Here is an 18,345-nt window from a genome sequence, read left to right as displayed (position 1 = left end):
CACGCTGACACCACACCGGTGTCCCGGAACGCACCCCAGACGTTACCTCGCGGTGACTACGAGTACGCAAGCTGGAGAGCCGCTTATCACTCGATCAGGGAACAGCTCGGTCGCCAACATCCGGCTCCAGCAGGGCTCCAACGCCGACTTCAGGTACTACGAGGGCAACGATTCGCGCGGCTCGTACGCCTCGACGGACGGGCACGGGCGGGGCTACATCTTCCTCGACTACCGGCAGAACCAGCAGTACGACTCCACCCGCGTCACCGCCCACGAGACCGGTCATGTCCTCGGTCTGCCCGACCACTACTCGGGCCCGTGCAGCGAGCTGATGTCGGGCGGCGGCCCGGGCACGTCGTGCCGCAACGCCAACCCGGACGCGAACGAGCGGGCCCGCGTGAACCAGCTGTGGGCGAACGGTCTCGCGGCCGCGATGGACAAGGCCCTGGAGAAGTCGGGTCGCTGATCCCACCCCCCACCAGTGCGGCCGCCCTCCTGCACAGGGCGGCCGCACTTGTGTGTGCTGAGTGCTCAGCGGGGGGAGGCGATGGCCCGTGCCGCCGCCACCTCCTGGCGCAAGGGCTCCAGGACGCTGCCCGAAGGGCCCGTGAGGTCGGTGCGGACCGCGTACAGGACGTCCACCTGGCGCAGGCCGTCGGACAACTCCCTCAGCTGTCGGATCACTTGACCGACCTCCGCCTGGGACGGCGGTGCTGCCCCGTGTCTGACCCGGACCCGTGCCGCCGTTGTCGCGTCGACGATGCGTTCCACCGCCACGACCAGGGGCCACCAAGCGGCGGCCCGGCTGCCGGTGGGCGGTGGTTCGGTCAGGGCGCGCTGGAACTCCGTACGGATGACGGACAGGTCGCGGTACAGGCGGCGGCGCATCCGGGCGCGGGCCGGGGGGTCCACTGCCTCCGCGCCGAACGCGCCCTCCACATAACGCGCGGTGTCGGCGACCGCGTCCGCGAGCCGGTCGCCGACCCTCGTGTGCCAGCTCTCCGGCCACAGCAGATACCCGGCGACCAGGGCGATCCCGCAGCCCATCAGGGAGTCCAGGAGGCGTGGCAGGAGGAGGTCGGTGCCCTCGTGGTTCAGTACGTCGGACAGGAGCAGGATCACCGGCGTGATGGCGGCGGTCTGGTAGCCGTAGCCGCGCGGGGTCAGCGCCGGGATCAGCGGGGCCAGCACCAGCATCACCGGTACGTCCCACCAGCCCCTCGGCACCTGCGACAGCACCGCGGCCGCCACGACCAGACCGGCGACCGTGCCGAGGGCACGCAGCAGGGCGCGGGAGAAGACCGAGCCGAAGTCGGGCTTCATGACGAAGGTGATGGTCAGCGCGACCCAGTAGGAGCGGGACACCGGCACGATCGAGACGAGGACCTGGGCCACGCCGATGCACAGGGCCAGGCGCAGGCCGTAGCGCCAGGAGGCGGCGGACAGGGCGACGTTGCGGGCGGCCCGTGCGGCGCGGATGCCGAGGGCGGCGGGGCGGCCGAGGCGGTCGTCGATGCCGCGCGGGTCCACGTCGGGGGCGGCGACCACGTCGGCGGCGTGGCGCAGGGCGTGGTCGACGGCGCGGGTCGTCTCGGTCGTGGGCGTCGGGAGGTCCAGCCCTATCGGGCCGGTGTACCCGGTCTCCACGGCCTGCGCGAGATGCCGTACGCCCTCGGGGAGTTCGGGCGGCAGCGGCCTGCCGCTCAGGTGGACGGCGGGGGCGGCCTCCACGACCGGGATGACCGCGTTCAACTGGGCGAGCAGCCGGGTCAGTTCGGGGCTGCGGCCGTGGTGGCGGGTGCGCCGGGCGAGGATGAGGTCGTACGACTGGTTCAGGGACTGGGTGACGGTGTGCCGGGCCTCGTCGTACGCCTCGGGGCGGTCGGTCGCGGCCAGCAGATCGGCCACCGTGCGGTAGGTGTCGGCGACCGCGGCTCGCTCCGGGACCCCTCCCCGCAGGGGCCAGGCGAGCAGCGCGAGGAGGAGTACCAGGAGTCCGCCGCCGGACACCAGCAGCGGCGCCAGCCACCACTCGCCCGGCATCGGCAGGCCCGCGCCGACAACGGCGTTCAGCAGCAACAGCAGGCCCGATACGGAGGCCACCGCCCCGATCGTCGAGATCATCCCGGAGACCAGTGCGACCACGGTCACCACGGCGACCGCGACCCACCCGTGCCCGAACACCAGCGAACCGAGGGCGATCCCGATGGCACCGAAGAGCTGAGGGACCGCGATATTGAGGATCCGCATCCGATACGCGTCCGCGGTGTCCCCGATGACCCCCGACAGCGCCCCCATCGACGCGAGGGCCCCGTACTCCGGCTCCCCGACCGCCAGCCCCACCGCCAACGGCAACGCCATCCCCACGGCCGCCCGCCCCACGGCCGCCCAGTTCACCGGCGCCGCCTGAGCCTGAAGATTCCGAACCAGCCAATCGGGAGGCGTGAGGCCTACGGGGAACTCGCGGGACATGCGCTCATTATGAGCAGGTGGGTCACTCCGGTTCGTGGAGGGTGATGTCCGCCAGGACTGCTCGGTGGTCGGACTCGGCCAGGTCCAGGAAGCGCACCTGGCGGGCGGAGAAGTCCTTCGACAGCAGGACGTGGTCGATCTGGACGCCCAGGGTCGGGGAGGTGCGGGACGGCCAGGTCGGGGTGCGGGAGGCGTCCGCCAGGCGGGCCGCGTCGCTCAGGCCCGCGTCCAGGATGTGGCGGAAGGCCGCGTGGTCCTGGGAGGCGTTGAAGTCGCCGGCGAGGATCGTGGGCGTCGAGTCGTCCGCCGTGGCGAAGTCCCGGAGGCCGCCCAGTTCGCGGCGCCAGACGTCCACCTGGCCGGGGATCGGAGGCATCGGGTGCGCGAGTTGGACGCGTACCGCATGGCCGCGAACGTCGGCGATCGCGCCCGGCATCCGCATCGTGCCGGGGACGCCGTCGGTGCCCCGCAGGGGGAAGCGGCTGAGGATCATTGAGCCCTTGGAGCCGGTCGCCGCCTCGCCCTCCCGGTGGGGATAGTCGGCGCCGAGCGTCTCCTTCAGGCGGGTGTCGCAGGTCTGTTCGCACTCCGCGACGAAGACCACGTCCGGCTTCTCTCGGCGTACGGCGGTGATCAGGGCGTCCGTGCCCTGGCCGAACTCCACGTTCGAGGTCAGCACCCGGAAGGAGGTGAGGGGAGGACCCTCGGGGTTCCCGGCCCTGCCGTACGGCTCGATGAACCAGGCCAGCAGGCCCAGCGCGACCACGCCCCACACCAACCCCGTCCACCAGCGGGCGAGCAGGGCGCAGGCCAGGCCCAGCGCGGTGGGTGCGAGCAGCCACGGGAGGAAGGCGAGCAGTTGCGGTACGGGCGTGATTCCGTCGGTGTCCGCGATCCGGCAGCCCACCACGACGCTCACCCCGGCGAACAGAAGCCCCGCGCACCAGGCCAGGAACCGTCGTCCGTCCGCCCGGGTCTCCACCCGCTCCTCGACCGCAGTGCCCAACTTCCAGCTCCCCGCCGAAGGAACAGGACCCCTCCCTCAAGGACGAGTCCCCGCCGCCGAAGGTTGCCGTCGGCGCGTCAGCAGCCATGTACCCAGGGCCACCGCGAGCCCCACCCCCACCAGCAGCCAGGACACCGTGCGCAGGGTCTCCGTGAGCGCGTCGTACACCGCTCCCGCGGCCGGGCGGTGGACGTCTTCGGGGAGGTCGGCAAGGGTGAGCCGGCGGCCGAGGGCGACCGCGAGGGCCAGGAAGGCGCCGCCCAGCGCGGTACCCAGCGCGATCGCGGTCACCGCCCGCCGGCGGCACGCCGCCACCGCGATCCCGCCGACCGCCAGCACCGCCGCCGAGACGGGCAGCCAGAACCCGGCGACCTCCAGCGCGCGGAACCCCCTGCGCAGCCGCTCCAGTTCATCGGCGGGCAGGACGGACACCTCGGTGTGCTCGACGGGGATGCGGCTCGCGAACGGCACGTTGTCCGCGGCGAGGCGTGCCTTCACCTCCGCGGCCACCGGCGCCAGATCGACCGTGACCTCACCCCCGTCGCCGTCCCGCACGGCCCGCAGCACCGCGTCGTGGACGGCCCGGTTGGCGCTGTCCCAGGCGGTGCGGAAGGCGTCGGTGCCGGTGAAGGACCGCACCGCGTCCCGCACGAAGGGACGCAGCGGCGGATCCGCGTCCGTCTCCGCCACGATCCCGTCCCCGACCGTGTCCACCACCGCCTCCCGCACGGCCGGATCGGCGGCCAGCGGAGCCATCGCGGTGACGTACCGCCCGGTGTCGGCGAGCCCGTACGACGCCCAGACCGCCAGCGCTCCGAACGGCACCAGCAGACAGGCCAGCGCGATCAGCGCGGCCGAGAGGGCGTTCCGCAGACGGGAGGACACGGTTTCAGGGAAGACGGCCGGGACCGGGCCCGCGAGCGCTGAGCGGCCGGATGGCCGAGAGGCCGCACCCCTTGGGGGAACTGGCCTCCCGGCTCTCCGGTGGAGGGTTCACCCGAACGGGTGTTTCCTGGGTTTGGGGAGAAGGAGGCCGATCATGCGCACCACTCCGGCCCTGCGGACCCTGGCCGTGGCCCTGCTCACCGGCGGCTCCCTGGTCGCCGCGACGGCGGGTGCGACGGCGGCAGCGCCGGCCCCGCCGACAATCGCCGACGGAAGCGGTGGAGGCGGCGGCGGTCATCACGGTCCGATCTGGGGCACCGTCATTTCCCACACGAAGCTCAACGTCAGGCAGGCGCCGACCACCCACGCGCCCGCCGTCACCTGGCTCGCTCCGGGCAGCCAGGACCGCGTGGACTGCAAGGTCCGCGGCCAGAGCGTCAACGGAAACCCGGACTGGTACTGGCTCGTGGGCGCCCAGGGCTGGGCCAGCGCCGCCTTCATCGACACCGGTGGAAGGCACGTGCCGACCTGCTCGGACCCGTGTCCGGAGTGGAAGGACGGCTCCTGGACCAACTGGGAGCAACCGTTCACCAACAGCGCCTCCAGCAGCGAGTCCTGGAGCGCGTCCTCGTCCGGTTCGTGGAGCGCGTCCGGCTCATGGAGCTGGAGTGCCTCCGGATCGTCGTCCAGCAGCTGGAGCTGGCTGGGCGGCTGGTGAGGGGAAGGTGAGGGAGCGCGTGGGCCCCGGCGGCTGCCGCCGGGGCCCACGCGTGATGTCAGCGCCAGGGCGACAGCGCTAGCGACGGATCCTGTTCCCCTCGGCGTCCTCGTGGGTGTAGTAGCGGTAGAAGAACACCGCGAAGATGGCCGCCGTGATCAGCACGCTCATCATCACGGACCGCAGAACGCTCGCGCCGGTCTGGCTGTAGAGGAAACCGAAGGCCGCGCCGGCGAAGGCCGACTTCGTCAGCGAGTGCAGTTCCCGCTTCAGTCTGGGCGCCAGCGTGGCCACCGCGATGCACAGCACCATGAAGGCGATCGCGGTGACGAAGCCGAACAGGATGTTCCAGCCGGTGATCTCGCCGCCGCCGCGCCGGTTGGCCGCGGCCCAGTAGCCGTAGACGAGCCCGAGCACGACCGGGATCCCGTACCGCGCGATCGTGTGCGTGCGTTCGCTGAAGATGTCCGACGGGTCGGGCGTCCTGGCCATCCGGCCGGGTGTGGGTGCCGCGTGAGCCATGAGAGGACTCCTTCCTCCTCGCCCCCGACCTCCAGAGCACACCCGGGGCGGGGGCCCTGGCAAGTCGAAGATGCGGGCCGAACACCCCCGTGTTTCGCTGGCGGCATGAGCGGGCGCGGACTGAGACCGGTGACCGGTCGCCCGGCCCGCCGTCTGCTGCCCGGGGACCCGGTCCAGCGCCACCAGATGCTGCGGGTGCGCGGCCGGAGCGTGGCCTGGGTGCCGCCGCTGGTGCTGCTCATCGGCATCATGGCGATCGACTACAACACGGCCCGGGACTTCCGGATCATCTCCTGGCTGGTCCTCGTCCCCGGTATAGCCGCCGCGATCTGCGGGGTGTGGGGCACGGCCGCGTTCGCCGTGCTCTCGACCACCACCTATGTCGTCGGGGACAGCGTTCTGCCCAACGAGTACCAGGCGGGCTCCGCCGACCTCATGCTCTCCGCGATCGGCGGTGTCCTCGCCACGCTGGCCTGCGCGATCCGGGTGCGCGGCGAGGCCCGGATGCTGCACATGCGGGATGTCGCCGACACCATCCGCCGTACCGTGCTGCGCCCGCTGCCGTCCCCCTGGGGCGGCCTCGACCATGCCGCGGTGTATCTCACCGCGGACGTCGAGGCGGCGGTCGGCGGCGACTTCTACGACGTCCAGCCGGGCCCGCAGGGCACCCGGGTGCTCATCGGTGACGTCCAGGGCAAGGGGCTCGGCGCGGTGGAGGCGGCCGCGGCTCTGCTCGGCACGTTCCGGGAGGCCGCCTTCCACGAGCCGGACCTCGCGGTCGTCGCGGAGCGGCTGGAGACGCGGATGCGCCGGCACACCGGGCACCTGTCCGCCCTCGGCCGGGACGACAACGACCGCTTCGCCACCGCGGTCCTGCTGAGCTTCCCGGCCAACGACTCCACCGCCCTGGAGTCGGTCGTCTTCGGCCACGAGCCGCCCCTGCTGGTCGGCCCCTCGGGGGTACGGCAGCTGCCGCCGGGCGGCGCGCTCCCGCTCGGCCTCGGCGAGCTGATCGGCGGCTCGGGACCGCCCGTGGTGCTCTGCTCCCGCCTCGCCCCCGGCGAGACGGTGCTGCTGACCACCGACGGCGTCACCGAGGCCCGGGACGGCGTCGGCGCCTTCTACCCGCTCGCCGAGGAGGTCGCCCGGGGCGTGGCCGCCGACCCCCGGCTCACCGACCCGCACCGGCTGGTCGCCTACGTCCGCGACGGCACCCTGCGCCACTCCGGCGGGCGGCTGGCCGACGACACCACGGTGTTCGCGGTACGGCGGACCGACGGGTGAATGGGGGCGTTTGCACTCCGGAGGCCCCCCTTTGCAGCCGCAGCGGTTACGGTGCTGACGTACGTGATCGACGGGGGATGGGGAGGGACCGATGCCCGGAACCGTGCTGCTGCTCGCCGCTTCGCCTGCGGGCAAGGGCTGTCTGGTGGACGCGGCGTCCGTGCTCCCCGTCCTCGCGGCGGTGCCGCCCGCGGTGCTTGCCGGCACCGACACGGCGAACGTCGTCGAACTCGCCGACCCCCTCGAACCGCAGGCCGTCCTGACCCGCCTGCGCGCCGCGGCGGCGGCCCCGGGACCGCTCACCGTGTTCATCACCGGCCAGCTCCAACTCGACCGCAAGCAACGGCTGGTGCACCTGGCGCTGGCCCGCACGACCCCCTCGACGGTGCGCTACACGGCCCTGCCCTGGCACTGGGTCCGGGAGGAACTGCGGCTGCGCCCACCGGGCACGACCTCCCTGGTCCTCGACCTGCACGCGGACCTGGAGACCTGGGAACACCTGCGCACCCGCCCGCTGGACTCGGGCCGCGACACCGCCGTCTACGGCCGTGTCGCGCCGCCGCCGGGCAGGCGTGCCGTGGCGGTGCCGTCGTACATGAAGGCGGTGGCGACGATCCTGCGCAGCGGACGGCGGCCCGAGCTTGCGGAGTTGCATCAGCAGGCGTTGGCGCGGGTCGGTGACGAGGGGCGCGCGGACCTCGTGCTCGGGGCGCCGGGTGCCGCCCTGGTGGATCCGCACTCCGCCATCACCGAGGCCGTGAACTCCGGGCGGCACGGCGACGCCGACGCGCTCGCCGCCCACCACGAGCGGATCGCCCTCCAGACGTACGGGCCGGGTTCGGCCGAGGCCCTGCACTGGGCCGAAGTGCGGGCCGATCTGGCGATGTTCGCGGGGGATGCCGTACGGAGCTGCCGGGCGTGGCTCGGGGTGGCCTCGGCCCGGCTGGCCGCCGGGCAGCCGCCCCAGGACCCGGCGGTGGAGTCCGCCGTCGACCGGGCCCACCATCAGTGGGGCCGGATCGCCGAACCGGCGCGAGCCCAGGAACTCGGGCTCGCGCTGGCCGACTTGAGGACACGGGTGCCGGGGCGGCGGCAGGGCGCGCTGGACCATGTCCAGCGGCAGCTCCAGCGCCTCAGCTCGTGAACGTGAAGTACTTCCAGGTGCCGTACGTCGTGGTGTTCACGCTGTCGCCGGAACCGCTGATGTAGGAGTTGCGCACCCGGAAGCGGTAGCCGGTGGGCGGCGTGCCGGTGAGCTGGACGGCGGACCGGCCCGTGGAGTCGAGCTTGAAGTACTCGGCGTACGTGGTCTGCCAGACGCCCCCGGAGTACAACTGGATCTGGAGCTTCTGCGTGCGGCCCCCGTACGGCGGCAGGGTCGCGGTGACGACCGGGTCCTTGGACACCCTGAACCAGTGGTAGGTGTGGCCCCAGGTGTAGTTCGTCTTGTAGTGCCCGCTGAGCACCGTCGAGATCGACACCTTGGCGCCGACCGTGCTGGTCACCGACCGGGGCTGGTAGCGGGCGTCCCCCGCGAACTTCGCGGTGAGCGTGGTCTTGCGCTTGAGGTCGACGACCACCGACAGGTTGCCGTTCGAGTCGACCGTGCCGGACCTCACCAGCTTGTTGGGCTTGTCCGCGCCGAAGGGGTTGGCCCAGATCTCGACCTTGCGGTTCTTGTAGGTCGTGCCCAGGTGCGCCGTGAACTTCACATCGGCGCCGTAGCTGTACACCTTGCCGTTGTTGTTCAGCGTCAGCGTCGGCTTGGCGCGGGAGACCTCGACGGTGTCGGAGGCGGTCGCCGAGGTGTGGGCGGCGTCTCCCTGGTAGGTCACCCTGTACGTCACCTTGCCGCCGGCCGGCGGGGTGTCGGTGAAGCTGAACTTGCCGCCGGTACCGAGGGACTTGGTGCCGAGCGACTTGCCGTCCGGCGACTCCATGTCGGTGCGGGTGACCGTGACGGGGGTGCCGGAGGGCAGCGCCAGACCGGTGGTGAGGGTGCCGGTCACGGTGAGGGACTGGGCCCGCGGCGCGGTGGTCGGCGCGGTCACCTTCAGCGTCGCGGCGTATTTGCGGGGCTCGTCGACGACGCGGAACTGGGGTGTGTAGTAGGTGTCCGTGATGACGAACAGCTTGCTTCCGTCGGCCGACCAGTTCGTCGTGTGGCCGCCCCAGGGCATCCACTCGTTCGACAGGTTGCGGACGTTGACCGGCAGGCTGGGGTCGGTCGGGAAGACATAGGTGTCGCCGACGTTGTCCGTGTCGAGGACGGTGGCCGCGACCGTGCCGTCCGGGGCGACGGAGACCGTCTCCGGCTCGGAGGGCACCGGGTAGGTCCGCACCTGCTCCAGGTCGGAGAGCCGGTACTCGGTGAGCGCGCGGGTGCCGGGCCCGGCCACGATGACGTTCAGTCCGTCGGGGGTGAGCGCGGCGTCGTGGTAGAAGCCGCCCTTCTCGGCGGAGGCGCTGATCACCGGGGTGCCGGAGGAGATGTCGTAGACGAGGATCGGGCCGGAGCTGATGTGCGCGTCCAGGGCGAGCAGCGTGCCGGGGTTGTCGGGGTCGGCGTACAGCTCGGGCGGGCTGGAGAAGTTGTGGCCCGCCAGGTCGAGGGTGACCGTCGGGGTCTCGGCGGTCAGGTCGACCACGCCGAGCCCGGAGTCCCACTGGTCGCCGTAGCCGAACCACAGCCGGCCGTCGGCGTAGGCCACCTGGGAGGGAATCGTCTGGTCGCCGGTCGGGTACTCGGCGGTCTGCGTGAGCGTCGCCGTGTCGAACGCGACGATCTTGTCGGCGCCTCGCACCGCGACGTACAGCGTGCCGCTGTCCGGGCTGAGTTCGAGGTCCCCGACCTGGGGCAGCCCGGTGAGGGTGCCGATGGGGGCGCCCTTGGTGTCCGTGACGGCGATCCGGTCGCCGTACCGGTCGGCGATGAACACCCGCTGGTGGGCGCCGTCCACCACCATGTCCGTCGCGTCCTCCAGGGCCTCGACGGGCTGGACGGAGTCGGCGGCGGCCGGTACGGCGGCCAGGGCCGCCGAGCTGATGAGGACCGCCAGTGCGGTGGCGGCCGTCGTGAGAGTGCGTCTGCGCACGCTGTTTCGAACCCCCCGGAACGAATGGAATGTGCGCAGAGATTAAGTCATGTCTTCAACAAGTACGTCAGCGCCCCCGACACCAGTGTCCGCACGCCCGTCGGCACGACGGCGAGGTCCGGCGCGAAGTGCGGGCTGTGGTTGCTCGGCACCGACTCCGAGCGTTGCACCGGATCGTCCCCCGGTACGGCGTCCCAGGTCGCGGGCGGGGTGCTGGTGACGAACCAGTAGGAGTACGGCAGCTTGCCGTCGGCGAGGTAGGAGAAGTCCTCGCTGCCCATGGCGGGGCCCGGGTCGAAGACGGCGTCGGCGCCGAACTCCTCGCGGTGCGCGGCGGCGACGCGGTGGTCGGTGTCGGCGTCGTTGACGGTCACCGGGAAGCCGGCGCCCAGCGTCACGTCTGGCTCCCGCGGACACCCTGCCGCCAGGCACTCTCCCTTCGCCATCCGCCGGATCGCGTCGACCATCCGGTCCCGGACGGCCTCCGAGTGCGTACGGAGGTTGAGGGAGATACGGGCGGTTGAGGGGATGATGTTCGGCGCCGTCCCGGCCTCGATCCGCCCCACGGTCAGTACGGCCTGCTCCCGGGCGGCCAGTTCCCGGCTGACGATGGTCTGGAGCCGCGTGACGAGGAAGGCGGCGGTGACGACGGGATCGACGGTGGTCTCGGGCCGCGAGCCGTGTCCGCCGCGCCCGTACACGACGATGTCGACGTCGGTGGTCGCCGACATGATCAGCCCCGGTACGTGGGCGATGCGGTTGAGGGGTCCCGGCGCCACGTGCTGTGCCAGCAGTACGTCCGGCCGCGGGAACCGTTCGTACAGCCCGTCCGCGACCATGGCTTCGGCCCCGCCGCCGATCTCCTCCGAGGGCTGCCCCAGCACGATCAGGGTCCCTGCCCAGCCGTCCCGCCGCGCCGCCAACTCCTCGGCGGCGCCCACGAGCCACGTGACGTGCATGTCGTGCCCGCACGCGTGCATCACGCCGGGCACGGTGGAGGCGTACGGCAGCCCGGTCTCCTCCTGCACGGGCAGTGCGTCCATGTCGGCCCGCAGCAGGACGGTCGGCCCGTCGCCGTTGCGCAGTATCCCGACGACTCCGGTACGGCCGACGCCTTCCGTGGTCGCGAACCCCGCCGCTTCGAGCCGCGCCGCGAGCAGGGATGCCGTGCGGTGTTCCTGGAACGAGAGTTCGGGGTGCCGGTGGAGGTCCCGGTAGAAGTCCTCAAGGTCGGAGGTCATGGGGGCAGAGTATTTGGTGATTTCCGGTGCGGGCGTGTAATGGCACGGTTACTCTCAGCTATATGGTGAACATCCGTGAACTGGACCCCAGTGCGTCCCCTCTGGACTACTTCGGCTACGAGTTGCGGAGGAAGCGCGAGGCGGCGGGGCTGACCCAGAACGAACTCGGCGCGATCATGTACTGCACCGGGTCCTTGGTCGGCCAGATCGAGACGACTCTGAAGGTGCCGACGAGGGAGTTCGCCGAACGGGCGGACGCGGCGCTGCTGACGGACGGGATGTTTTCGAGGCTCGTGGGGTTGGTGTTACGGAGCCAACTGCCGAGCTGGTTCCAGCCGTTTGCGGAGCTGGAAGCGACGGCGACGTACATCTCCACGTACCAGTGTCAGCTGGTGTACGGACTTCTCCAGACGCCCGAGTACGCACGTGCCGTGCTCTCCGTGGAGCAGGACGAGCGGCTGGACGAGATGGTGGCCGCTCGCATGGAACGGCAGCGCATCCTGAGCCGTGGCGAACCTCCGGTGCTGTGGGTGGTGCTGGACGAGGCGGCGCTGTACCGGCAGATCGGCGGCCGGGACGTCATGCGTGATCAACTCGCGCACCTGCGAGGGCTGTTCGAGAAGCCCTGGATGCAGATTCAGGTGCTGCCGTTCTCGGCTGGTGAGCACGCCGGGATGATGGGGACATTCACGCTCTTGCGCTTCAACGACCACCCTGACCTGCACTACTGCGAGAGCTACGACTCAGGGCACATGACGGCCAATCCTCAGGTGATCAGGGAGCGTTCGGTCGGTTACGCTCGCCTACAAGCCGAGGCTCTCTCCCCGAGGGAGTCGGTCGCCCTGATCACTCGCGTGATGGAGGAACGCTATGGAGAGCAGCCTGAGCCGTGCTGAGTGGCGTAAGTCCTCGTACAGCGGTAGCAGCGGCGGCGAGTGCGTTGAAGTTGCCGCCCTCAACCCCCACATAGGGATCCGCGACTCCAAGAACCCCGACCTCGGCGTACTGACCCTCTCCCCGGAGTCCTACTCCGCCTTCATCAAGGCCGTCGCTCTCGGTTCCTGATCCGACTCCGCCGCTCTCGCCGGGCCCGCGTTGGCCGCCAGAACCAGCGTGGCCACGGCCACGATCGCGGCGGCGATACCACGGGCATAACGCACGCTGGTGCTGGTTCGTTCGAGCACGGCGACCTCGCAACCGGTGTATTGACGCGATGTATTAAGCGGGCTCGGTAATCAGGCTTAACTCCGGGTTTAACCTAGGGGCTGTCGGAGTCGAACGGCAAGAGGCACTAGGGGAGTTGGGCCATGTCGGAGCGCGACGACCCGTTGACCATCGGTCGCAGGGTGCAACAGTGGCGGGCCGAGCGCGGGCTCACGCAGAAACAGCTGGCCGAGCCCGCGTACACGCCCGCCTACATCTCCACCCTGGAGGCGGGCCGCGCGCGGGCCTCCGACGAGGCGCTGAAGCACATCGCGGAGCGGCTCGGGGTGGCATTTGATGAGCTGGTCACCGGGCGGTCCGCCCGGCTCGCTACCGAGCTGCGGTTGCAACTCACCGGCGCACAGCGCACTTTGGCGACCTGCGCCACCGAGGAAGCCGCCGAGTTGTTCGCGGCCGTCCTCGCGGAGGCGGAGAGGCATGGGCTCGTCGAGGAGAAGGTCGCCGCGCTGCTCGGGCTCGGGGAGTGCGGGATCGACACCGGGGACCTGGACGCCGCCCGGCATCGGTTCGAGCAGGCCGAGGAGGCGCTGGCCGGGGCTCCCCTGACCGCTCGCGTTCCGGCGCTGCGCGGACGCGCCACCGCGCACTATCTCGCCGGTGAACTCCGGTACGCCGTCTATCTGCTGGAGTCCACCCTCGACGAGCTGAACCGGGGTGGATTACACGATCCGGACGCGTTGCTCCTGCTGTACGCCAGTGTCATCGGGCCGTACATGGACATGGGCGCCCACGCCCGCGCCGCCCAGGCCGCCGAACTCGCCCTCGCGCTGGCGCCGCAGGCGGGGGATCCGGCACTGGTCGCCCGTATGCACCGGTCCGTCGCGCGGACGCTGCTCGCCGAGGGGCGGATCGCGGAGGCGGACGCGTCGCTGGCGAAGGCGGCGGAGTTGTACCGGGGCCTTCAGATCCGTACCGAACTGGCCCACTGCCACTGGATGCGCGGGTACGTCTGCGCGCAGAACGGCGAGCTGGACCGCGCCGAGGCCGAGCTGCGGGAGGCGCGGGCCATGCTGTCCGCCAAGCGGGCCGCGCTCTACACCAGCCAGGTCGCGGTGGAGCTGGCCGACGTACTGCACCGGCGGGGCAAGTCCGAGGAGGCCGCCGCGCTTCTCCAGGAGGTGCTGACCGACCTCAGTTCCGAGCGCGGCGCCCTGCACTCCGCCGCGGCCCACCGGCTGCTCGGCATCATCGCCGAGGACACCCGGGACACCGAGGCCGCCGAGGAGCACTACGTCCGCGCGCTGAGCCTGCTGGAGCGGGCGGGCGCGGCCGGGGACCTGGCCGACCTGTGCCGGCTGCTGGGGGATCTGCTGCGCCGCACCGGGCGGGTGGAGGCGGCGCTCGACGCGTACCGGACGGGTCTCGGCCACCGTACGGCCCCTGGCACCACCACCCTCGGACCGGCGCCCGCCCAGCCCCCTCTGTGACCTCCGGCCCCGGGGTTTCGGTGCCGTGGCGCCGGGTAGTCGGGTGCCGCGCCCTCAGGTACGAGGAGGCGGTGACCGTGCGGTCCTCGGGCGGTGGGCCCGGCGAGATTCCGCGGCGGCTGTGTGCGGTGGCGGTGGAGATGCTGCCCGTGACCGGCGCGAGTGTCTCGCTGCACGATCACGACATGCCGGTGCGGCTGTGCGCGAGCGGCGCGCAGGCCGCGTATGTGACCGACATCCAGGCCACCCTCGGCGAGGGGCCCTGCCAGAGCGCGGTGCGCAGTGGGCGGCCCGTGCTCGCCTGTGATCTGGCGGCGGGGCGGGACGCGGAGCGCTGGCCGGTCTTCGCGGAGGAGGCCATGGGGGCGGGGGTGCGGGCGGCGTACTCGCTGCCGCTGGGGGACGACACGGTGTGCGTGGGCACGTTCGACCTCTACCGCGACCGCCCCGGCGCGCTCACCGCCGGGCAGCTGCGCACCGCGCGGTCGCTGGCCGCGGCGGTGACGATGGCGCTGATGGCGATGGCTCGGGACGCGGTGGACCGGGCCTCGGAGGGGGAGCTGGACCGTTCCGACTGGCTGGACGGGCTGATCGACGGCCATGACGGCGTCTACCAGGCCATCGGCATGGTCATGGCGCAGCGGGGTGTCGGCGCGGAGGAGGCGCTTGCGCTGCTGCGCGCCCGCGCCTTCGCCGACAGCCGCACGGTGACGGAGATGGCCCAGGCGGTGGTGGAGCACCGGCTGCGCTTCCCACGGGACTACTGAAGCCGTGGACCGATTGCGGAGCAGATGATTCCCTGTGTGGCGAAATAGTGATGGAGGCGTGAACTCCGTATCCGTTCCTGCAGGTTGACAGGGGATCAGAGCCCACACCACCATGGGCCTCGCGCTGTGGCACATGTGACCAATGAGCCCAGTGTTTCTTCGACCACCACTCCGGTACGGCACGGCCCGCCGTCGCTGCGCGCTGCCCGCCTGCCGTCTTCCGGGTTCTGCTCACGTCAAGATGGGGAATCGCATGTCCATAGCGAGACGTGTCATCGCGCGACGCCTGCTGGGGACGGGCGCCGCTTCGCTCGCCCTGTGCGCCGCCACCGTCGCCGCCGCCTCCGGCGCCCACGCCACCGGTACTCCGGGCGGCGACGGCTGGAAGTCGGGCGGCACGTACCAGCCGGGTACCGGCGCGGGTACCGAGACCGCCACCGACCGGTGCCAGTTCTCGCTGAACGGCACGGACTTCTACGACTCGGTCAAGGTCGACGACCAGAGCCTGAAGCCGACCGGCGACGGCAAGGTGCACATCCAGGTCCGCACCGCGGGCGACGCCACCACCTGCACCGCCTCCCTCGCCTCCTACCTCGCCCACGGCGCGACCTTCGCCACCTCCGGCGAGCAGGTCTTCGTCGACTTCGACTCCGTCACGGTCAAGCCGGGCGCCACCGACTCCCTCGACATCGCCGTGCCGGACGCGGGCTGCTTCGCGCAGGTCGACCTCTACCGCGGTGCCGTGAAGTTCGACGGCAAGTTCGACGCGAACGACGGCTTCGAGCACGGTGACGTGCCCAAGGGGCCGGACCGTCCGGTCATCAAGGACAAGCTGATCGCGGCCTGGAACGGCGGCACCAAGGACTGCACGACGGTCCCGGAGACGACGCCCCCGGCCACGCCGACCGAGCCGGCGCCCTCGGAGCCCGAGGAGTCCACCCCGGCCTCGGAGCCGCCGGCGAGCGAGCCCCCGGCCTCGGAGACCCCCTCGGAGCCGACCCCGGCCGACTCCACCACCGCCCCGGCCCCCACCCCGAACGGCGGCGGCGACCTCGCCGAGACCGGCGCCGACAGCAGTACCCTGCCGATCACCATCGGCGCGGCCGTGCTCCTGGCGGGCGGCGGCGCGATCGTGGTCGCGTCGCGCAAGCGCCGCGCGTCTTCGCGGGCGTAGGTGCCTGAGGGCGCCTGTGCCTGAGGCTCAGGCGCCCTCGACCACCGACAGCCACAGCTTCACGTAGCGGTCCACATCCACGTCCAACGCCACGTCCACCAACTGAAGTTCGCGCTCCCCGTGGTGGATCTCCGCCTCACCGGGGCGCGGGCGGCGGTCGACGATGGTCTGGCCGCGGGTGGGGCCGGGGGCGAGGGAGACCTCGACCGGAAGGAGGCTGGTGGTGATGCCGGCCGGGTCGACGACCGCGCACACCGCACCCGCGTCACCGAGCCCGCCGGACGGGTCGTCGCCGTCGGGGTCGGGCGCCGAGGGCCGGTGGGCGAGGAGCTCACCGGCCAGCCGCAGCCGCGGCTCGGAACTCGCCCGCAGGCGCTGCACATCGGCGGCCGGGACCAGCACCCGCTGGAACACGTCCAGGCCGTACATCGTGATCGGCACCCCGGCGGTGAGCAGGATCGCCGCGGCCTCCGGGTCGTGCCAGACGTTGAACTCCGCGACCGGCGTGGCGTTCCCGACCTCCACCGCCCCGCCCATGAACACGATCCGCTCGATGTTCCGGACCACCTCGGGGTGCGTACGGAGCAGCAGGGCGATGTTCGTCAGGGGGGCCGTCGGGATGAGCGTGACCGGCCTCGGCGAGGCCAGGATCTCGCGGCGCAGCAGCGTCACCGCGTCCACGTCCACCGGGCGCCGGGTCGGCGCGGGCAGCCCCAGGTCGCCCATGCCGTCGGCGCCGTGGACATGGCTCGCGGTACGCACCGGCTCGATCAGCGGCCGCTCGGCGCCCCGCGCGACCGGGATGTCCGCGGCCCCGGCCTGCTCCAGCACGGTGAGCGTGTTGCGGACGACGCCCTCGACGTCGGTGTTCCCGGCCACGCAGGTCACCGCCCGCACATCGAGACCCGGATGCCGTACGGCGAACAGCAGGGCCAGGGCGTCGTCGACGCCGGTGTCGCAGTCGATGATCACCGGGATGGGCTGACCGTTCACGGGGGCTCCCTCTTCGACGAGCGTCTTCTCACCGACCTTACGCAGCCGCCCACAGTTCGGCCCCGCGAGCCCGCACCCGCTCGCCGATCCGGTGCAGCAACTCGACCACGGGCAGCGCCCCGGGCCGCCGCCCGTCCCTCAGCCGTACGGCCGCCAGGTCGCCGCCCGCCTCCCGCTCCCCGATCACCGCCTGGTACGGCACCAGCCGCGCCGCCCGGATCCGGGCACCCAGGGAACCGTCGGCCGGAGCGGCCAGTTCGGCCCGGAGCCCGAGTGCGCAGGCCCGCCGTACGACCTCCGCGGCCTGCTCCACCTGGGCGTCCGCCACCGGCAGGACGATCAGCTGGACGGGGGCCAGCCAGGCCGGGAAGGCGCCGCCGTGGGTCTCGATGAGGTGGGCGACGGCCCGTTCCACGCTGCCGATGACGCTGCGGTGCACCATGACCGGCCGGTGTTTCGCGCCGTCGGGGCCGATGTAGTGCAGATCGAAGCGTTCGGGCTGGTGGAAGTCGATCTGGACGGTGGAGAGGGTGGACTCCCGGCCGACGGGATCGGTGATCTGCACGTCGATCTTGGGGCCGTAGAAGGCGGCCTCGCCCTCGACCGCCTCGTACTCGATGCCGTCCAGAGCCTCCCGCAGCAGAGCGGTCGCCCGGCGCCACAGCTCCGGGTCGGCGACGTACTTGCCGCCCTCGCCGGGGAGGGAGAGGCGGTAGCGGGCGGCGCGGATGCCGAGGTCGGCGTAGGCGCGGCCGATCAGCTCCAGGGCGGCGCGGGCCTCCTCGGCCGCCTGCTCCAGGGTGCAGAAGATGTGCGCGTCGTTGAGGCGGATCGCGCGGACCCTGGTCAGCCCGCCCAGCGCGCCCCACAGCTCGGAGCGGTACATGTCGCCCAACTCGGCCATGCGCAGGGGCAGTTCGCGGTAGCTGTGGGAGCGGGAGCGATAGATCAGCGCGTGGTGCGGGCAGAGGCTGGGGCGCAGGACGACCTCCTCCGCGCCCAGCGGCATCGGTGGGAACATGTCGTCGCTGTAGTGGGACCAGTGCCCGGAGGTCTCGTACAGCTTTCGTTTCCCGAGCACGGGTGAGTACACATGCCGGTATCCGGCGGCCCGTTCCACCTCCCGGACGTACTCCTCCAGTTCGTGCCGTACGACGGCGCCGTCCGGCAGCCAGTACGGCAGCCCCGCGCCCATCAGCGGATCGGTGTCGAACAGCTCCAGTTCCCGGCCGAGCCGGCGGTGGTCGTGCATCTCGTACTCCCTCGTTCGGAGGGCGAGCGGCCGGAGGGTGCGAACGACAGAGCCCCGGGGCACTCGCCCCGGGGCTTCGTCACTGCTCAGGTGTCAGCGCGCCGGGACCGTGTCCGGCGTCGTCGTGCTCGACGGGTGGGCGCGCTTCATGGAGGGACCGTAGCGAGGGGCCGGGTGCTCGGCCAACGGGTTTTCCTCACCCGGACGGACCGGCGCACTGGTGCAGGGGCGTGCGGGGTGGTGCTTTGAAAGCACGTACGTCGATCTTGGAAGCCCGAGGAGGCC

Annotated in this window: 17 protein-coding genes and 1 pseudogene; 10 read left to right on the top strand and 8 right to left on the bottom strand. The window is 71.8% G+C overall.

Annotation, left to right across the window (positions count from 1 at the left end; all coding sequences use genetic code 11):
* Nucleotides 1-88: 88 nt before the first annotated feature.
* Nucleotides 89-466 (top strand): annotated as a pseudogene (locus tag BN159_RS21405) (snapalysin family zinc-dependent metalloprotease); the annotation flags it as partial.
* A gap of 65 nt (nucleotides 467-531) precedes the next feature.
* Here the strand turns inward: BN159_RS21405 and BN159_RS21400 are convergent.
* Nucleotides 532-2,250, bottom strand: coding sequence for an FUSC family protein (locus BN159_RS21400; protein ID WP_231905635.1), 1,719 nt, complete (start codon nucleotides 2,248-2,250; stop codon nucleotides 532-534).
* A 25-nt stretch (nucleotides 2,251-2,275) separates the two neighbouring features.
* Here BN159_RS21400 and BN159_RS47480 point away from each other — a divergent pair, with 25 nt between their 5' ends.
* Nucleotides 2,276-2,410 (top strand): hypothetical protein, encoded by a 135-nt coding sequence (locus BN159_RS47480; RefSeq protein WP_269450995.1) that lies wholly within the window; start codon nucleotides 2,276-2,278, stop codon nucleotides 2,408-2,410.
* Between the two features lie 84 nt (nucleotides 2,411-2,494).
* On the opposite strand, the gene BN159_RS21395 is transcribed toward BN159_RS47480, so the two are convergent.
* Nucleotides 2,495-3,478, bottom strand: coding sequence for an endonuclease/exonuclease/phosphatase family protein (locus BN159_RS21395; protein ID WP_015659089.1), 984 nt, complete (start codon nucleotides 3,476-3,478; stop codon nucleotides 2,495-2,497).
* Between the two features lie 36 nt (nucleotides 3,479-3,514).
* The gene (locus BN159_RS21390) at nucleotides 3,515-4,363 is read right to left on the bottom strand and encodes a hypothetical protein (RefSeq protein WP_015659088.1); all 849 of its coding nucleotides are present in this window, start codon (nucleotides 4,361-4,363) and stop codon (nucleotides 3,515-3,517) included.
* A 154-nt stretch (nucleotides 4,364-4,517) separates the two neighbouring features.
* On the opposite strand from BN159_RS21390, the gene BN159_RS21385 reads away from it, so the two are divergent.
* Entirely contained in the window at nucleotides 4,518-5,081 is a 564-nt protein-coding gene (locus tag BN159_RS21385) for an SH3 domain-containing protein (RefSeq protein ID WP_015659087.1), read from the top strand.
* 78 nt (nucleotides 5,082-5,159) lie between these two features.
* Here BN159_RS21385 and BN159_RS21380 read toward each other — a convergent pair whose 3' ends face one another.
* Complete coding sequence (locus tag BN159_RS21380) at nucleotides 5,160-5,603, bottom strand: hypothetical protein (RefSeq protein ID WP_015659086.1); 444 nt, start codon at nucleotides 5,601-5,603, stop codon at nucleotides 5,160-5,162.
* A 105-nt stretch (nucleotides 5,604-5,708) separates the two neighbouring features.
* Between BN159_RS21380 and BN159_RS21375 the strand changes: the two genes are divergently transcribed.
* The gene (locus BN159_RS21375) at nucleotides 5,709-6,887 is read left to right on the top strand and encodes a PP2C family protein-serine/threonine phosphatase (RefSeq protein WP_015659085.1); all 1,179 of its coding nucleotides are present in this window, start codon (nucleotides 5,709-5,711) and stop codon (nucleotides 6,885-6,887) included.
* Nucleotides 6,888-6,978: 91 nt separating this feature from the next.
* Nucleotides 6,979-8,031, top strand: coding sequence for a hypothetical protein (locus BN159_RS21370; RefSeq protein WP_015659084.1), 1,053 nt, complete (start codon nucleotides 6,979-6,981; stop codon nucleotides 8,029-8,031).
* On the opposite strand, the gene BN159_RS21365 is transcribed toward BN159_RS21370, so the two are convergent.
* Both BN159_RS21365 and BN159_RS21360 read right to left on the bottom strand, forming a co-directional pair.
* On the bottom strand, nucleotides 8,021-9,982 hold the full coding sequence (locus BN159_RS21365) for an NHL repeat-containing protein (RefSeq protein ID WP_015659083.1): 1,962 nt from the start codon (nucleotides 9,980-9,982) through the stop codon (nucleotides 8,021-8,023). The two genes, BN159_RS21370 and BN159_RS21365, sit on opposite strands and share 11 nt — an antisense overlap.
* A gap of 47 nt (nucleotides 9,983-10,029) precedes the next feature.
* Entirely contained in the window at nucleotides 10,030-11,223 is a 1,194-nt protein-coding gene (locus BN159_RS21360; protein WP_015659082.1) for an amidohydrolase, read from the bottom strand.
* 62 nt (nucleotides 11,224-11,285) lie between these two features.
* On the opposite strand from BN159_RS21360, the gene BN159_RS21355 reads away from it, so the two are divergent.
* The 5 genes from BN159_RS21355 (at nucleotide 11,286) to BN159_RS21335 (ending at nucleotide 15,815) form a co-directional block, all read left to right on the top strand.
* Nucleotides 11,286-12,119 carry a helix-turn-helix domain-containing protein gene (locus tag BN159_RS21355; protein WP_015659081.1) on the top strand — a complete coding sequence of 278 codons (834 nt, stop codon included), beginning with the start codon at nucleotides 11,286-11,288 and terminating at the stop codon, nucleotides 12,117-12,119.
* Nucleotides 12,094-12,288, top strand: coding sequence for a DUF397 domain-containing protein (locus BN159_RS21350; protein WP_015659080.1), 195 nt, complete (start codon nucleotides 12,094-12,096; stop codon nucleotides 12,286-12,288). The genes BN159_RS21355 and BN159_RS21350 overlap by 26 nt, the downstream gene beginning before the upstream one ends.
* Nucleotides 12,289-12,530: 242 nt before the next feature.
* Nucleotides 12,531-13,874 carry a helix-turn-helix domain-containing protein gene (locus BN159_RS21345; protein ID WP_015659078.1) on the top strand — a complete coding sequence of 448 codons (1,344 nt, stop codon included), beginning with the start codon at nucleotides 12,531-12,533 and terminating at the stop codon, nucleotides 13,872-13,874.
* A gap of 77 nt (nucleotides 13,875-13,951) precedes the next feature.
* A complete protein-coding gene (locus tag BN159_RS21340; RefSeq protein ID WP_015659077.1) occupies nucleotides 13,952-14,641 on the top strand; it encodes a GAF and ANTAR domain-containing protein in 690 nt (229 codons plus the stop codon).
* Between the two features lie 253 nt (nucleotides 14,642-14,894).
* Nucleotides 14,895-15,815: an LAETG motif-containing sortase-dependent surface protein gene (locus BN159_RS21335; protein WP_015659076.1), complete on the top strand. Its 921-nt coding sequence runs from the start codon at nucleotides 14,895-14,897 to the stop codon at nucleotides 15,813-15,815.
* Nucleotides 15,816-15,842: 27 nt separating this feature from the next.
* Here BN159_RS21335 and BN159_RS21330 read toward each other — a convergent pair whose 3' ends face one another.
* Nucleotides 15,843-16,808: a nucleoside hydrolase gene (locus BN159_RS21330; RefSeq protein ID WP_015659075.1), complete on the bottom strand. Its 966-nt coding sequence runs from the start codon at nucleotides 16,806-16,808 to the stop codon at nucleotides 15,843-15,845.
* Between the two features lie 37 nt (nucleotides 16,809-16,845).
* Nucleotides 16,846-18,150, bottom strand: a complete 1,305-nt coding sequence (thrS, locus tag BN159_RS21325; protein ID WP_408055045.1) for a threonine--tRNA ligase — start codon at nucleotides 18,148-18,150, stop codon at nucleotides 16,846-16,848.
* Between the last annotated feature and the right edge of the window lie 195 nt (nucleotides 18,151-18,345).

It is taken from the genome of Streptomyces davaonensis JCM 4913 (assembly GCF_000349325.1).
In the GTDB taxonomy this organism is placed as follows: Bacteria; Actinomycetota; Actinomycetes; order Streptomycetales; family Streptomycetaceae; genus Streptomyces; species Streptomyces davaonensis.
This window is presented reverse-complemented; position numbering and strand designations above follow the sequence as displayed.

Bases quoted from the DNA above. Each gene is read 5' to 3' on its own strand.
- BN159_RS21400 (WP_231905635.1), bottom strand. From the start codon at position 2,250: ATGCGGATCCTCAATATCGCGGTCCCTCAGCTCTTCGGTGCCATCGGG.
- BN159_RS47480 (WP_269450995.1), top strand. From the start codon at position 2,276: ATGACCCCCGACAGCGCCCCCATCGACGCGAGGGCCCCGTACTCCGGC.
- BN159_RS21385 (WP_015659087.1), top strand. From the start codon at position 4,518: ATGCGCACCACTCCGGCCCTGCGGACCCTGGCCGTGGCCCTGCTCACC.
- BN159_RS21380 (WP_015659086.1), bottom strand. From the start codon at position 5,603: ATGGCTCACGCGGCACCCACACCCGGCCGGATGGCCAGGACGCCCGAC.
- BN159_RS21375 (WP_015659085.1), top strand. From the start codon at position 5,709: ATGAGCGGGCGCGGACTGAGACCGGTGACCGGTCGCCCGGCCCGCCGT.
- BN159_RS21370 (WP_015659084.1), top strand. From the start codon at position 6,979: ATGCCCGGAACCGTGCTGCTGCTCGCCGCTTCGCCTGCGGGCAAGGGC.
- BN159_RS21360 (WP_015659082.1), bottom strand. From the start codon at position 11,223: ATGACCTCCGACCTTGAGGACTTCTACCGGGACCTCCACCGGCACCCC.
- BN159_RS21355 (WP_015659081.1), top strand. From the start codon at position 11,286: ATGGTGAACATCCGTGAACTGGACCCCAGTGCGTCCCCTCTGGACTAC.
- BN159_RS21350 (WP_015659080.1), top strand. From the start codon at position 12,094: ATGGAGAGCAGCCTGAGCCGTGCTGAGTGGCGTAAGTCCTCGTACAGC.
- BN159_RS21345 (WP_015659078.1), top strand. From the start codon at position 12,531: ATGTCGGAGCGCGACGACCCGTTGACCATCGGTCGCAGGGTGCAACAG.
- BN159_RS21335 (WP_015659076.1), top strand. From the start codon at position 14,895: ATGTCCATAGCGAGACGTGTCATCGCGCGACGCCTGCTGGGGACGGGC.